Annotated in this window: 13 protein-coding genes; 7 read left to right on the top strand and 6 right to left on the bottom strand. The window is 72.2% G+C overall.

Annotation, left to right across the window (positions count from 1 at the left end):
* Positions 1-66: 66 nt before the first annotated feature.
* The 4 genes from OG373_RS40035 (at position 67) to OG373_RS40020 (ending at position 5,261) form a co-directional block, all read left to right on the top strand.
* On the top strand, positions 67-1,239 hold the full coding sequence (locus OG373_RS40035; protein ID WP_405443836.1) for a UDP-N-acetylglucosamine--N-acetylmuramyl-(pentapeptide) pyrophosphoryl-undecaprenol N-acetylglucosamine transferase: 1,173 nt from the start codon (positions 67-69) through the stop codon (positions 1,237-1,239).
* 255 nt (positions 1,240-1,494) lie between these two features.
* Positions 1,495-2,085, top strand: a complete 591-nt coding sequence (locus OG373_RS40030; RefSeq protein ID WP_405443834.1) for a hypothetical protein — start codon at positions 1,495-1,497, stop codon at positions 2,083-2,085.
* Positions 2,086-2,233: 148 nt separating this feature from the next.
* On the top strand, positions 2,234-3,028 hold the full coding sequence (locus OG373_RS40025) for a rhomboid-like protein (protein ID WP_405443833.1): 795 nt from the start codon (positions 2,234-2,236) through the stop codon (positions 3,026-3,028).
* A 664-nt stretch (positions 3,029-3,692) separates the two neighbouring features.
* Positions 3,693-5,261 carry a crotonase/enoyl-CoA hydratase family protein gene (locus OG373_RS40020; protein ID WP_405443832.1) on the top strand — a complete coding sequence of 523 codons (1,569 nt, stop codon included), beginning with the start codon at positions 3,693-3,695 and terminating at the stop codon, positions 5,259-5,261.
* Between the two features lie 11 nt (positions 5,262-5,272).
* On the opposite strand, the gene OG373_RS40015 is transcribed toward OG373_RS40020, so the two are convergent.
* Positions 5,273-5,950, bottom strand: coding sequence for an SRPBCC family protein (locus tag OG373_RS40015; RefSeq protein WP_405443831.1), 678 nt, complete (start codon positions 5,948-5,950; stop codon positions 5,273-5,275).
* A gap of 616 nt (positions 5,951-6,566) precedes the next feature.
* On the opposite strand from OG373_RS40015, the gene OG373_RS40010 reads away from it, so the two are divergent.
* Complete coding sequence (locus tag OG373_RS40010) at positions 6,567-6,902, top strand: hypothetical protein (protein WP_405443830.1); 336 nt, start codon at positions 6,567-6,569, stop codon at positions 6,900-6,902.
* 281 nt (positions 6,903-7,183) lie between these two features.
* Here OG373_RS40010 and OG373_RS40005 read toward each other — a convergent pair whose 3' ends face one another.
* Positions 7,184-8,533: a hypothetical protein gene (locus OG373_RS40005; protein WP_405443829.1), complete on the bottom strand. Its 1,350-nt coding sequence runs from the start codon at positions 8,531-8,533 to the stop codon at positions 7,184-7,186.
* A 216-nt stretch (positions 8,534-8,749) separates the two neighbouring features.
* Between OG373_RS40005 and OG373_RS40000 the strand changes: the two genes are divergently transcribed.
* Positions 8,750-10,687: a hypothetical protein gene (locus OG373_RS40000; protein WP_405443828.1), complete on the top strand. Its 1,938-nt coding sequence runs from the start codon at positions 8,750-8,752 to the stop codon at positions 10,685-10,687.
* A gap of 392 nt (positions 10,688-11,079) precedes the next feature.
* On the opposite strand, the gene OG373_RS39995 is transcribed toward OG373_RS40000, so the two are convergent.
* The 4 genes from OG373_RS39995 to OG373_RS39980 form a co-directional block, all read right to left on the bottom strand.
* Complete coding sequence (locus OG373_RS39995; RefSeq protein WP_405443826.1) at positions 11,080-11,559, bottom strand: hypothetical protein; 480 nt, start codon at positions 11,557-11,559, stop codon at positions 11,080-11,082.
* Positions 11,560-11,696: 137 nt separating this feature from the next.
* Positions 11,697-11,891 (bottom strand): hypothetical protein, encoded by a 195-nt coding sequence (locus OG373_RS39990; protein ID WP_405443824.1) that lies wholly within the window; start codon positions 11,889-11,891, stop codon positions 11,697-11,699.
* Positions 11,892-12,000: 109 nt separating this feature from the next.
* Positions 12,001-12,693, bottom strand: a complete 693-nt coding sequence (locus OG373_RS39985; protein WP_405443822.1) for a transferase — start codon at positions 12,691-12,693, stop codon at positions 12,001-12,003.
* Positions 12,694-12,731: 38 nt separating this feature from the next.
* The gene (locus OG373_RS39980; RefSeq protein ID WP_405443820.1) at positions 12,732-13,784 is read right to left on the bottom strand and encodes an NAD-dependent epimerase/dehydratase family protein; all 1,053 of its coding nucleotides are present in this window, start codon (positions 13,782-13,784) and stop codon (positions 12,732-12,734) included.
* A 240-nt stretch (positions 13,785-14,024) separates the two neighbouring features.
* Between OG373_RS39980 and OG373_RS39975 the strand changes: the two genes are divergently transcribed.
* Positions 14,025-15,383, top strand: coding sequence for a tetratricopeptide repeat protein (locus OG373_RS39975; protein WP_405443818.1), 1,359 nt, complete (start codon positions 14,025-14,027; stop codon positions 15,381-15,383).
* Position 15,384 lies beyond the last annotated feature (1 nt).

Raw genomic sequence — 15,384 nt, 5'->3', positions numbered from 1 at the left:
CGCTCCCTGACGGAAGACACACTCCCGCGCCGCCTTCGAGCACCCGTTGACAGTAGGGTGGCCCAGGTGAACATTTCCTCGAACCCGCGTTCCTTCCGGCTGCTCGTGACGGGCGGGGGGACCGGCGGTCACACCTATCCGGCTCTGACGGCGGTCCGTACCCTGCAGGCCCGTCTCGCGGCAACCGGCAGCACACTGGATGTCCTGTGGATCGGGACTGCGGACGGCCTTGAGGCGCGTGTCGCTCCGGCGGAGGGCATCGCGTTCAGGACGGTGGCGACGGGGAAGATCCGCCGCTCGTCGAACCCGCTCAAGATGCTGTCCGCGGCGAACGTGAAGGACATGGCGCGGGTACCGCTCGGTGTGGCGCAGGCGCGGGCGATCGTGTCGGAGTTCCAGCCGGATGTCGTGCTCGCGACGGGCGGGTACGTGGCGGTGCCGGCCGGGCTGGCCGCGCGGCTGTGCCGGCGTCCGCTGGTCCTGCACGAGCAGACGGTCCGGCTGGGTCTGGCCAACCGGAAGCTGGCGAGTTCGGCGACGCGGATCGCCGTGTCCTCCGACTCGTCGCTGCCCCTGCTGCCCGCCGAGGTACGGGACCGGGCGGTCGTCACGGGGAACCCGGTACGGCCGGAGGTCCTGACCGGCCACCCGGACAAAGCGATCGAGGCGCTGGCCCTGCACGGGTTCGACCGGCGGCTGCCGACGGTCTACGTCACCGGCGGCGCGCAGGGTGCCCAGCAGATCAACGGCGTGGTCCGGGACGTGCTGCCCTGGCTGCTGAGCCACGCGAACGTGATCCACCAGTGCGGCCCGGCGAACGTGGACGAGCTCCGCAACGCCGCCGCCGCTCTGGATCCGGTCCTGGCCGGGCGGTATCACCTGACCGGTTTCGTGGGGCCGGAGCTGCCGGACGTGCTCGCGCTGGCCGATGTGGTGCTGTCGAGGAGCGGGGCCGGAACCTTGGCGGAGCTGACGGCGCTGGGGAAGCCGGCCGTGTTCGTGCCGCTCGCCACGTCGGCGGGGAACGAGCAGGCGCACAACGCCCGGCACCTGGCGGACGCGGGAGCTGCGGTGGCCCTGCTCGGCGAGGTCACGGCCCAGGCCCTTGGAGATGCGCTCGGCCCGCTCCTGACCGATCCCGGTCGGCGGGCGACGATGGCGGAGCGGGCCCGGGCGTACGGGAGGCCGGACGCCGCTGACCGGCTGGTGGACGTCCTGCTGTCCGCGGCGAACGGCTGACCGACCGGGAGACCGAGCCCAGCAGCGCGACGTCCGCGTACTCGGCGACCTCGACGCCCCTCGGCGAAGGCCTGCGGGACGTGCGGCGAGCACGGTCAGCAGCCCGGCTCGGGACGGGCGCTCGCGGAGGGGACGGTGCCTGCAACCTGTCGCCGCTTTGTCCAAGGCAGGCACTTTTCCGGACAGCCTTGGACAGGGTGCGGCCACCCGGTTGGCGGTCGCCTGTCGCGACCACTGACGAGGGGCAACAGGGGCATGCGCATCATCGAGGGAACACCACAGGAGATCGTGGACTTCGAGCGCCTTGCCGGCACCGGCTCCCAGATCGCACCCGTGGTGGACGCCGCGCCCTCCCCCGAAGAGGCCGGGTCAGAGACGGAAGGCGCTACGGCCACGCTCAGCGGAGCGGCGCCTCTGGCGGCGGCGGATCACGTTGCTCTGATGAAGTTCATCTATGGACGCGCGGGCGACGACCACGAACGCACGGTTCAGACCGAACGGTTCATCATGCGGCTGCTTGCGGAGGAGAAGGTCATCGTGGCCTTCGGCCGCTCCTCCAAAACGCTGGACGGCCTCGCCGACTACCTGATGATCCGCGACAACGGCCCTCAGCGCTACGGAGCGGTCGCCTACCTGCGACCCGGCAACGGGGGCATGACGGTACGCCTCGGCCCCGACGACCTCGAGAGCCTCGGCTTGGGCGAGCACGCCGAGCGCCACATCCAGCCCCGCAACGTCGCCGCGTCCGACCCGTACAAGCTCAACTGCCCTCTCGCCGACGCCGGGGCCGCCGCCGTCGCCCTCAGGCTCGTCCGCGCCGCGCTGGAAGCCGTGCGCAGCGAATGACCCCGGTTGCCGGCGTCCATGGACCGACCGGCCGTCAATGCCGGCCGACCGGCTTCCTGGGCAGGGAGCCGGTGACGCGGGCCCGGTCGGGGAGGCCTCTGTCACCCGCCGGTCCTCGCCCTCGGTTCGACGTGGAGAATGCCACGGTATGAACTCTCAGTCACTGTGGGCCCCTTGGGCCGGACCACTGCGCGTCGTGCGGGGGTACCCGCGCCGTGCGCCGCTGACCCTCGCCTATGTCTGCCTGCTCCTGGTAGGCCACGCCTGGGTCATGTACGGGTTGTCCACCGATCGGGCGGACAGTGTGTTGGGCTACGTCAGCACCAACCTGGACAATCTGCAGGACCATCCGTTGTCCGCGCTGCTCGGCAGCGTGCTGTTCTTCGACGGTACGCTCACGGATGTCGCCTCGACCGACTTCATCGGTACGTTCATCACCCTGGGCCTCGGTGTCTGCTGCTTCCTGGCCTGGGCGGAGCACCGGTGGGGAGCGCCGCGCGCCGTAGCCGTGTTCCTCGGCGGGCATGTCGCGGCCACCCTGCTCACCGCTCTCGTCATCACCGTCGCGCTGCAGCACGGCTGGTATCCGGCGGACGTGCGGCAGGCCTTGGACTTCGGGGTCAGTTACGGCGCCCAGACAGTGCTGGCGATCGGCACACTCGCCCTGCCGCGCCTGGGCCGCCTCCCTTGGGCCGCCTTCGTCCTCGCGTGGCCTCTCGGCGGTGCCGAATGGACGACCGGGCCGCTGCCGGACTTCACCACGATCGGCCATCTCACAGCAGCGGTCCTCGGCTTCGGGTTGTTGGGTGTTCCGGCCTTCAGGCGGCAACGGGTCCGCGCCGCCCGGCTGCCGTCCGCCGTGAGCGACACCGAGCCGCACCGAGGCTCCGTTGCGGAACCGGCATCACCGGCAGCCGGAGCAGACGCACCTCCATCGGCCTGAGCACCGGCTGGAGGCTCCACGGCCGTCGATGCCCGTCCCGACGTCGTTGACGACCACCCGGGCGCCGCGCGCCGCGAGGAGCAGCGCGTATTCCCGACCCGGCCCGCGGCCCGCGCCGGTCACCACCGCCACCCGGCCCTCGTAACGAAGTGAGTCCTTCGAGTCCATCGTCAACCCTCCCCCCGGAACGCACAGTCAGGGCCGCCGCCGGGCGAGCAGCCACCCGGCCGTCGCACGGCGGCCTCCAGTGGCAACGTCCGCGTCCGACCCGCACGAGTGCCGCGTCAGCCGCATCGTTTCTCCCGATCACCGATCACCGACCACCACCCTGCCGTCCGCATCCGGCCCCCGACAGGGAGCGCGGACACTCACCCGACGCACCCGCGCACACCACGCGTGCCACCGAACGCCCAGCACGCGCTGTTGCTCCCCCGACAACGCAGCACGGCGGGACCACTCGAAACCACTCGGGACGTCCGTGGTGACGGCCGTCGCGTGCGCCGGGCGTGCTGTTGTCCTTCCGAGCCGGACCGTGGTGCGCCGGGTGAGAAGTGCGCTGCCGTTTCCGGGCGTGGCCGGTTTCGTTTGGTGGGGTGTTGATCAACCCGTTCACCTCGGAGATTCCTTTTCCTCTCTCGTCCCCGCAGATCCGCCCGCCGAGCTGGTGGCGGCCCGGCTGCGTGACCCGTACCCGTATTTCGCGTGGCTGCGCCGCTGCGCGCCCGCCCATGTCGAACGGCGCGTGGGCCGGCCCGCGCTGTGGCAGGTCTCCCGCTATGACGACGTACGGGCCCTGCTGACCGATGCCTGCCTGAGCAAGCACCCGGGCCGCGTCCCCGGATACGTGCCGGGGCCGGCGGGGCTGAACCGGCACCTGGTGCACGCCGATCCGCCGGACCACGCCCGGCTTCGGGCGCTGGTGAACTCGGCGTTCGTACCGCGCCGGATCGCCTTGCTGGAACCTTTCATCACTCGGGTCGCGCACCGGTTGCTGGACCGGGTCGAGCACAGCGTGCACGTGGACCTGATCGCGGACTTCGCGGCGCCGCTGACGTTCCGGATGATCTGCGCGATTCTCGGAGTCCCCGACCGTCTCGATACGGCGGCGACCCGGGAGACCCTCATGTCCACGATCGCCCCCGGCGCGTCCACGGACGCAGCTCGCGCGGAACGGGACCTGCACGCCCTGCTCGACGCCCTGATCGACGGGAAGCGGTCCGGGGGCGAAGGCAGCGGGGTCGATCTGCTGGGCGCTCTGGTGCGGGCGGGCGACGAGAGTGGGGCGATGAGTGAGGAGGAGCTGCGCTCGACGGCCTACCTCCTGCTGCTGGTCGGCGACGACACCACGATGAACCTGATCGGGAACGGGATGCTCGCCCTGCTGGGCCATCCCGAGCAGGCCGCGCGGCTTGGCGCGCCGGACCCCGGTCCGGGATTCGTCGCCACCGCGGTCGACATGATGAACACGCATTCCACGGATCCGGTGCTGACCTCGTCGCGCGACGGCGTCCTGGTCATCACCCTCAACCGGCCCCACGTCCGCAACGCCATCGACCAGGCCCTCGCCGACGCCGTCGATGCCGCGCTCAGGATGCTGGAGGACGACCCGCGATGGGAGGTCGGCGTGCTGACCGGGGCCGGCGGCCACTTCTGCTCCGGCATGGACCTCAAGGCCTTCCCCACCGAGGGCGTCCCGCGGGTGGCCGACCGGGGACTGGCCGGACTGACCCGCGCCCACCGGTCCAAGCCGGTCATCGCCGCCGTCGAAGGGGCCGCGGTCGCGGGCGGCTTTGAACTCGTCCTCGCCTGCGACCTCATCACCGCAGCCGACGCGGCGTTCTTCGCACTGCCCGAAGTCGCCCGCGGGCTCGTCGCCTCCGAGGGCGGAGCGATCCGTCTTCCCGGCCGCGTCCCCCATCACCTGGCCATGGAAATGCTCCTGACGGCCTCCCCGCTGACGGCTCCGGAGGCCGCCCGTCACGGGCTCGTCAACCACCTCACGGGCGAAGGCAAGGCTCTGGACGGCGCGCTCGCCCTCGCCGGACGGATCCGCGCCAACTCCCCGCAAGCGGTCCGCACCACGCGGCAGGTCGTCCGGGTCACGCGGGACCTCGACGACCACTGCGCGTTCACCGCCCAGGACCCGCTCACCGGCCCCGTCTTCCACACCGACGCGGCAACCGAAGGCGCCCGGGCGTTCTGCGAGAAACGAACCCCCGACCGGACGCCCTGACCCGGTCCTCGTCAGCGCGCGGCGGCGCGGGCTCCGGCCTGGGCCCCGGCCCGTGCCTGGGCCTCGGCCTCGGCCTCGGACTTGAGGTCGTGCAGCCACGCCTCCAGACCTTCGCGGAGGAGCCGGGTCGCGACGGGGACGTTCGCCTCGACCTGGGCGCCGGTGTGGGTCTCCTCGGTCCGCACGAGGACACCGCCCCTGACCCTGGTGAAGGTCCATACGTGGACGCCTTCGATACGCAGTCCTTCGCCGACCGCGGGACCGGTCCAGCGAAGGCACGCGTCACGCTCGATCTGACGGACGGTCGACGTGATCTCCAGGCTGGTGGCGGGAGTTGACGGGTTGGGAGGGATCGGCATCGTCCACCGGAACGCCGAGCCCTTACGGAGGGGGCCGTGGTCGAGCCGCTGCACGGACTCGACGGGGGTCTGCCAGGACGGCCAGCGCTCCACATCGGTCTGGATCTTCCAGACCGTGCGCAGCGGGGCAGCGATGACGACCTCGGTCCGGTGGCGGACGAGGGCGTCCGGGTCGACTCCCCGGCCACGACAGGTGAGGGGCGTGTCCGGACGGGAGGCATGCGGGGCCGGGGAGTTGGCGGCCCCGGCGGCCCCGGCGGGCGCGGCGGCGGCACACAGGAGGCCGAGCACGAGCGGGACGGATAACGCAGCGGTGCGGGCGCGGGACATGTAGTTCTCCTCGGTCGGTTGCGTGACCGTCACTCGATTGAGAGAGAGTCATGTTCTCGTTAGAAGTTGTAACGCTCCTGCGAGTGACGCGTCAACAGGTGCGTGATGACTTCTCACCAATTCGTGAGGGTGTAGCCAAATGGGTGAGGTGGGGGCAGGCCATGGTCACGACAGGCACGAGGGCTTCGCGGGATCGCTAACGGGCCCAGGTCACGGCCGAGATCACGGGCGCGCCCGGCCGGCCGCCCTCGCCCACGCCCTGCGGGACTGAGCCATGACGGATCCTCAGCCGTACTGCCCGGTCTCCGGCACGCGCCCGTCCCGGGCCGCCGCGCGCCCGAGGACGCCGCTGCCGTCCCTTTCGGGGGGACCTTCAGCCGACCCGCTCACGTACACAGGACTCGGTGAGGACCTCGCAGGTGCACCAGCCACCGGTGCACGGGGGCCGTACTCCGCGCCGTAGGGGGCCGAGTACGGCCATGCGGTCGAGGATCTCGGCGGACCGGGCCGATGCGGGTCGACGCGGCGCGGCGCCGGTGGGCGAAACCACGGCCGAACCTCTGCGGCTCCTCAAGTCCCTTGCTGTGCACGGAACACGACGGCCACGATGACCCGTATGACTGGATTCCTGCGCATGAGCACCGAGCACAATTTCGTCCTGCTGATCCGTGATGCGGACACGATCGCGGCATCCCTGCACCAGGCGCTGAACGACGCCTCACCCGAAGAGCGCCCGGGCCTGGAACGCGCAGCCGCACTTGTCGAGGCCGCCGCCACCGCCGGCGAGACCCAGCTGCGCGCCCGCTGGGTCCGGTCCCGGCTGGCCGCCGTCGGATTCACGGGAGACATCGGTTCGGTCGCCGCGGTGAAGGCGTTGCGGAAGGCGGAGCCGAAGCTGAGCCTGCTGGCCGCCGTGGAACTGCAGAAGGACGCGGTGGCTCATCCCGAGTGACGGCGGGAGTTGACGTTTCGCTGCACGGGAACCAGAAGCCGTGCCGCGACCGGCTCCCACCGGGGTAGCTCGCCGCCCTCCTTCCGCGGACGCCGTCACGTGGTCCCGTCCGGGCGGCTCTCCCCCGCCGCGGCCCGTTGACACGCCCTGGGCACAAGCGTGGAACCTGCCCGCCGACCGTCCCCGCGGCGAACAGCGCCCGCACCGCGTCATGCCGCATCCCGGACCGGCCGCCACCACGCCCGGAGCGGCCGGTCCCGCCGGGGCCAGCCGCTGCGGGCTCAGCTACGGACGGGGCGAGGCAGGCCGGACTCCTCCCACGCCGAGAGTCGCGCCCGCGCCAGCTCCAGATAGCGCGGATCCAGCCCGGGCAGCACCCTCAGCACGGCCACGAGTTCCACCCCCACCTCCACCACCGCTTCCCTCTGCGCCAGCCGCGTCCAGCAGTACAGGGCGCCTGCCGCCGCCGCGAGCACCTCCGGCTCATCCCCGCCCCGCCCCGCCAGCCGAACCCGGCACGCCCCCATCCACAACCGCGCCGCCGGCCCGAAATCGCCGGCCATCCGCGCCAGATCCGCACGGATCTCCACCCACTCCACCGCCTGCGACGAGGACCCTCCGTACACCCCCCGCACGTACTCCTCCCAGGCCCCTGCCAGAGCAGCCGCCTCACCGTGCCGGCCCTCCGACGCCAACGCGTGGATGTAAGGCCGCGGATCCCCTCCCGGCGCCACCGCCGGGACCACGGCGGGATCCCCGACCGGAGTCGCGCCCGGAACGACGTCCGGGGCCGGACCGGCATCCGAAACCCGGACAGGGGCGGAGCCGGGGTGGGAAGCGGGGTACGGGACGGGCCGGGTCTGCCGGTACTCCCCCTCCTGCGACCGCAACTCCTCCTGCTGTCGCAGTGGTTGTGACATCGGCCGCTGCTGCTGCGGTGGCGGGCCGGGACGCATGCCCAGCTCGCGGGCGGTCGGCAGGACCAACGCACCCGGCGGCAACCCCGCGGCCCCCGCCGCGAGCGCATGCAGCTGCACATCCGAGGGCCGCACCGGAGAACGCCGCAACTGATCGATCCACTGACGCGTGTAGCCGCTCACCAATCCGTCACCCGCCGCGAACCCCGGCGGGCACACCACCCCGTACACGTCCGCACCCGGCGAAACCGGCAGACTGCCGGACTCCCGCAGCAACGGCCACGCGTCCCGGTCCGCAGCGAGATCCAGGAGCACCGTGGTCAGACCCGCCGGACGCGCCCGCAGCTCACCGCCCAACCACTCCCAGGGCACCGCCGTATAGCGCACGGCCGAGGCCGTGGTCCCCGCCAACGCGAAGTACAGACGGCGCCCCCGCCGATCCGCCGTCAGCCGGCCCGACAGATACACCAGCAGCGGACCCGGGGCAGCAGCCGCCGAACGCAGCCGCGCCAGAACCGTGTTCGGATCACGCGACCCGTCCAGGCACACCGTGTCGGTCGGCACCTCACTACCCAGCAACACCGAAGCCGGCACCATCGCCAACGCCGCCAGATTCGCGCTGGGAACCAGCTGCACCGCCCGACGGCGCGCCGCCACATCCCCCGCTATCAGCAGAACATGCCCTCGCCGCCGCCCCGGCCCATTCAGATCCATGAACAGACCGTATCCACTTCACACCCCACCCCGGGAACACCACCGCCCCCAATCCCCCCGCCCCGCACCAGGAGACGGAACCGGCCCGGACCGAAGCCGTGTGCGTCGGGCCGGAGAACGCCGCTCATCCGGCGGGCCCGGCGGCTGGGAATGTGACCATCCCATGATTCACTCGTTGTCCGCATCGTGGGACTACGAAAAGGATCCAGGGCCTCCGTGCGGCAGGCCGAGGCCGTCATCGTCGAGCGTTACCCCCAACTCGTGCGTCTGGCCTACCTCTCGCTGCCCACCTCCCTCGACCGGCACTCGCGTGTGCTGCGCGCCCATCGGGCCGTCCAGCAGGCCCTGCGCTCCGCCGGCCGCGGCAGCCACGGCGTCGGCACCGGCGCCGGTGCCGGCCCCGGTGGTGAGGACCGGCTCGACACCCTGACGGCCGTACGGGCCGAAGTGGTCCGGCGTGTCAGTGGGCCGGGGAGCCTGCCCCTGCCGTTGCCGCCGTGGGTGTGGGGGCTGCGGATGTGGCCCGCGGCGGAGGGCCTCGACGAGGTCGCCCGTACCCTGGCCGCGCTGGCCCCGCCCGCCCGGGCAGCCCACGTACTGTGCCGGCTCGACGGGCTGGACGAACCCGGCGCGGTACGCGTACTGGAGCACGCCGGCATCCGTGACGCGGCGGCCTCTGTCCGCGAAGCCCTCCGAGTCCCGGCCGGCCCCGTCGACGTCACGGCTCGCGCCGGAGAAGCGGGCCCGTACGCGGCCCTCCCCCACCCCACCGCGCTCGATGCCACTGCGGTCAACACCCGCCCCTCGGACCTGCTCCGCCGCCGCAACCGGGTCCGCGCCGCCTGGGCGGCAACCGGCGTGCTGGTCCTCGGCGCCGTCCTCGGCCGGGCAGCAGCCGACGAAGGTCCCGATCCGACCGCCTCCGGGCCCTACACGGGCTCCCCCGCCGCCCGGACCGCCCTGGACCCCGGCAGACTGGTCCGTGTCCCCGCCCAGGCCTGGTCCGACACGGGCAGGGTGGACTTCACCGCGTGGCCGGCCCGGGGCTCCCGTACGGACGACAGCACCCTCCTCACCCGTGCCCTCGGCACCTGGGCCGCGCCACCCAAGGGCACTGCGGTGACCGTCTCCCCCGCGACCCCGGCCGAACCTCCCGTGCGCCCACCGCACCTGCTGTACGCGGGAGATGCCGACGGCTCCGCAGGGGCCAGGGGCGGGGCCTCCGTCGTCGTCCTCCTCGACGCAGACCGCATCGTCCGGTACACCGAACACGACGGCCGCCGCCGATCCCTCGACGTCTCCCGGGTGGACGACGCCGGCGTCACCACCGCCGCCGCGCTCACTCTCGGCCGAACCGGCGACACGGCGCGGCAGTTGCTCGCCCCCTGGATCACGACCGCCGCCGAACGGGACCTGGCCGCTCCCGCCGGGCCCACCCGCACGCTGCCGATCGACCGCGACGGCACGGTCCTCGCCCGTGTGCCCCGCGCGGACGGACCATGCGGCAGCCGGCCCGTACTGGAGGTCGCCTCCTCGGCGCGGATCGTGGAGAAGCACTCCTTCCTCCTCGCCGACCTCGGCGGCCTGCTCCCGGTCCACCTCACGTACACGCCGCTCGCGGAGGGCGCCGACGCCGTGCCCGCCCGGCAGCCCCGGGAGGCCACGGGGCCCGCCGCCCTGGAACGCTGGGCGCAGGAGGCCTGCACACTGCAGGGGGTGGACGCTCGCGCCGTACGGTCGGTGAACCTGTGGGACTTCGCCACGGCCGACCTCCCCGAGAACGCCGGACGGGCCGTCTGGTCGTGCAGCCGCGCCACGCACTGGACGGGGCAGGGCGATGTCGAGGTACGCCTGCGCCCGGCCGCCGGGCCGTCGGTGTCCGTGACACGGGCCCGTGCCACCGCCGCCTGCGGCCGCTTCGGGCAGCACGTCCTCGCGGGCACGGTGTGGCGCGCGCCGTCGGGCCGCCCCTACCTGCTCGCCGCGGGCAGCCGCGAGGTCGCGGAGATCACCGCCATCGGTCCCGTCCCCGCCCGAGCCTCCGGCCGCTCCCTGACCACACCCGCACCTGCGACCCAGGCCACCCTGACGGCGCGGCTGCACAGCGGAGCCGTCATCACAGCCCTGGACAGCGCCGGCGGCGGCCGGGACTGACGAGCTCGTGCATGGTTGGCCGCGTCGTGACGCCACCGCACCGCAAGTTCAAGAAGAACCCCCCGGACTGGTGCGCCGGTCTGAGCACCCAGGCCCCGATGGCCGGCGTCAGCGAGAACCTCCACGGTCGGGCCATTGACCAGTCCTCCCCCGCCGCGTCCTCGGCCAGGACCAACCACGGATCATCAAGCCGGAACCGGCGGGTACTGTGCCCGCCGCCGACCACCACCAGCGAGTCCGGCGGCACCCCTGTGAGCCCCGCCGTCGTCGCACAGGCTCCAGCGGCGCGTCCAGGGTCGTGGTGGTCAGTTGCTCGGCCGTCTCGGCCAGGAGTGCTTCCAGCTGTTCGGGTAGCGGGCCCGGCCGCGTGCCGGCCCGGCGAAGACTTGTCGTCAGGCCGGATTCTCGTGCGGCTGGCCTTCCCCCAGGGTCTCGTCGAACAAGCTGACGCCTTTCTCGGCGGCAAGGGCTTGGAGCTTCTCGACGTCGTCGGCGGGGACGCACACGAACGCCCTCGGGCCGCCGTCGCCGCGGCGCAGGATGTAGCTGGCGAGACTGTCGGTCATCCGGTTGCCGTCCTGGTCGTAGAAGAGCCATCGGACGCGCACGAGGTAGATCGTGGCGCTGAGCTGTTCATGGCTCAGGCGCTCGAATCCGACGGAGGCCAGGCCGAGCCTGCGGTAGAGGGCGTAGGACTGTTCCAGCCCTCTGGCCATGGCTTCCCGGGATTCGAGAACGCCCGCGCCCTGCTCGTCGTTGAGGATCATGCCGGGACTTCCCCACAGAGCGGCGGCCGCCTGGGCGTCGTAGGAGGTGAGGGTGCCGGCGTAGCGGTCGAGGTAGTCGTCGATCTCGGCTGCGATGTCGTCCATGACACCCACGCCAGGCGCGGACGCCGTCACGGCCGGGACGGTGCTGTGAGGCGTCCTGCCCGTCCCCGGAAACTGCCTCGAGACGATCGTGGTCGAACGGCCGCCGGTACCGGCACCAGCACTGTCCCCCTGCACCCTCAGTCGGCAGGTTCAGCTGCGGGGGGGGGGGGCACTCGACGGCGGTGACCAAGGGCTGTGCGGCGTACCTCGATGGAAGCGTCGTCGGCTTGCCTGGCCGCGGCGGCGCCGATCTCCGGCCGACCGGCCCAGGTATCGGCAATCTCGTCGATCAGCGCGAGAACGTCGACCGGATCCCGGGCCGGACCGAGCAAGCCGGTGCGCTGTGCTTCCCGAGCTGGTCGATCCTGCCGGGGATGGTGGCCTGCAGGTGGTGCCCCGGGCCCGGGAAGTGCGGTGCGGGGCCGTCGGTGGGGCAGCGGGTCAGGTGCGGCGGGGTTCGATGGTGACCCCGGGTGAGGCGGATCGTACGGCGCTGGCAGCGGGCACGATGCTGCTGCCCATGCAGACGCTCGCGGCGATGACCGAGTGCCGGCCCACGGCGATACCGGGGCCGAGGGTGATCATGCTGCCGGTCTGGACGTGGTCCCCGATCAGGCCTCCGAATCGGGGCGTTGGGCACCGGTAGGGCGGTTCGTCGCCGGTGCCGTGAAGGACGATCTCCTTGACGGGTACGCGCATGTCGTAGTTCCACAGGCTGATCGCCGCGATCACGAGGTTCGCGGACAGGTGGGCTTCGGTCCCGATGATGGAGTGCCCGATGCCGACCTGGTGGCCGAGAACGGTGTTCTCCCCGACGAAGGAGTGGGTGACTTCGCATCCGAAACCGACCGAGACTCCGGCTGCAAGGACGGAGCGCTTGCGGACGGTCGAGAACTCGTGGACGCGGACTCCGGGCCCGATGATGGAGTCTTCACCGATGATGGCGGTGGGGTGGATCCGTGCGGTGGGGTGGATTCGCTCGGGCAGGACCTGCAGGGCGTCGTCGTGGAGGGCCTCCCAGCGGGTGAGGAAGTCGGAGAGCTCGAAGTCGCCGATCTTGGCGTAGCCGGTGGTGTCCAGCCCGGATGCTGCGGGGCTGTGGACGTAGTCACCGATGAGGATGGATTCGGGCATCTGGTTCGCCTCCTGGTCGTCGTCGGGGCGGGCGCAATTCAGGCCGCTTCGGCGGCCTCTCGGCGCAGGAAGTCGGGCAGGGCGGCGGGGGTGTTGTCGAGCCAGGCGACGTAGCGGGCCACGCCCTCGGTCACCGTGATGCGAGGTTCCCAGTCCAGGGCGGCGGTCATGCGGGCCGTGCAGGCCGTTCCGCCGAGCGGGTCGCCTGCGGGAAGCGGGCGGTCCTGGAACTCGGCGTCGGGGTAGTGGTTGCGGATGAGGTGGGCCACGTCGGCGATGGACGTGGCCTGGCCGGTGCCGATGTTGAGGGTCTGGCGGTCTGCGCCGCGGGCGAGCATGGCCCCGATGGTGGCGGCGGCGATGTCTTCGACGTGGACGAAGTCGCGAACCTGTCGGCCGCCTCCGTTCAGGTACAGGGGAAGGCCGAGCTTCGCGCGCATCGCCATCCAGGCGACCACCCAGGAGTGTGATCCCTCCTTGACGGTCTGGGGTTCGCCGTAGACGGAGAAGTAGCGGACCGAGGTGTGAGAGACGTTGGCCTGGCCCAGCACGAGTGCGGTCTGTGCCTCGCCCCAGGCTTTCGTGTTCGCGTACACCGACAGCGGGGCCAGGGGCAGGTCTTCTTGCCAGCGCTGCACGTCGTGGCGCCCCGGGTCGCCGTTGCCGTAGACGGCCGCCGAGGAGACGAACACGAACCGGCGCACGCGGGCGTTGCAACGGCGGACCGCGTCCAGGAGGACCTGGGTACCGGTGACGTTGGTCTCGATCGCGGCCATCGGGTTGCGGGTGCAGGCGGCCACGTCGGCGACGGCGGCGGCATGGATCACGTAGTCCGCTTTCCTGACGATGTGGTCCATGAGCGTGGGGTCGGCGATGTCGCCGACGATGGTGTCGCGGTCGGTGGTGTGGACGTCGAACAGGTCGGCGTAGACGGTGGCGGGGTAGGCGTCGAGCTTGCCCACGGCGAGGACGCGGGCACCGGCCGCGCGAAGCCGGGCGGTGATGCGGGAGCCGACCAGGCCCCCGCCCCCGGTGACCACCACGGTCGAACCGGCAAGGGCAGCGGACAGGTCGGCGTCGGTCAGGCTCACGGTGATCTCCTCGGATGCAGCGGAAGGCCGGGTTGCGGGGAGGGTGCGAACCGGGCCGGCTCGGGACCGCCTCCCCGGCGGGCGCCGCCCGGGGCAGGGGTGGGCTCCATCGGACGGACCGGTGGCGCAGCCCCCGGGCGGCGTGATGAACAGTCAACTCGCCAGCACCGAAAGTGAGTACCGTGGGCGAAGCGGCAACCCGTTCAACCCGTTCAAGATCGATTCCGAGGGGGCCCGACGTTGGCAGAGGACCGGACGCCGAACCGCGCGTTGGCGGATGTGATCGCCGAGTCCGGGGCCACGTACTACGCGCTGGCCAGGGAGATCCGCTCGGTGGCGGCCGAGGCCGGCCAGCGGTTGAGTACCGGGCCGTCGGCCGTCGCGTACTGGGTCGCCGGGGGTACACCGTCCGGCCGGACGCCGTTCTACATCGCCGAGGCCCTGACGAGAAGGACGAAGCGGCGGGTGACGGTGGCCGAGATCGGTTTAGGCTGCGAAGTCGGCGGGGCCATGGAAGGAGATCCACTGGCCGCCATCGCCGATCTCGGGAGATCCGTCATGCAACGTCGCCGCGACTTCCTCGGTGCCGCGTTCACTGCCGCCGTCGTCGGCCTGCCGCTGGCCTACGACCACGAAGCGGTCGCCGCGACGCTCAGGGCGGCCGAGACCGGCAAAAGCGTCGGCCCGACCGAGGTGACAACGGTCCAGCAGCTGACCGAGACGTTCCGCAGCGTGGACGAACGCATGGGCGGCGGCCACGGCCTGACCACTGTCACCGCCTACCTGACCGACACCGTCGCACCGATGCTGACCGCCCGGTTCCCCTCCACCACGGTCCGCTCCGAGGCGTTCGGGGCTGCGGCCCAGCTGGCCTGCCTGGTCGGCTGGAAACACCACGACCTCGGGCGGGAGGGCGCCGCCCAGCACTACTACCTGCTGGGCTACCAACTCGCCTGCGAGGCCGACCCGAACGGCCACGCCGCGTGGATGATGCGAGCCCTCACCCACCAGGCCCTGGACCTGGGCCACCCCGGCTCGTGCCCCGAGCTGGCCGAAGCCGCGCTGCACCGAGCTGCGGGGAAGGTCGACCGGCAGACCGAGGCGCTGCTGTTGGTGACGTGCGCCAGGGCGTACGGGGCCAGCGGCCAGGCAGCGAAGGCGGCCCGTGCACTGCTGGCGGCCGAGGACGCCGTGACGGACACCCGCGACCCGGTCCCGGCCTACGCCGCCGCCTCGGGGCCGGTGGCGGCCACGGTCGCCTCGCACATGGGCAGGACCCTGACCGCGATGAAGGACCACACGGCGGCCGAACGCCACTACCGGCGGGCCCTGGCGGGCCGCACGCCCGGCACGTACCAGCTCAAGCACGGGCTGACCATGGCCAACCTGGGGAAGTCCGTGGCCGGGCAGTACCGGCACGAGGAAGCCGTCGGCCTGTGGGCCCGGTCGCTGGACTTCATGGGCGGCGTGGTCTCCGACCGCAACCGACAGGCGGTCAGGGAAATGCAGGCGGCTGCGGCCCGGTACCGCAAGCGGGGTGTGGCCGGCGCGGCCGGCCTGAGCCGGCGTGCCACCGAACTCCTCAGCAATCAGGTGTGAA

Source organism: Streptomyces avidinii (assembly GCF_045161815.1).
In the GTDB taxonomy this organism is placed as follows: domain Bacteria; phylum Actinomycetota; class Actinomycetes; order Streptomycetales; family Streptomycetaceae; genus Streptomyces; species Streptomyces avidinii.
Note: the sequence above shows the minus strand (reverse complement) of the source record. Positions and strands in the feature narration are given on the sequence as shown.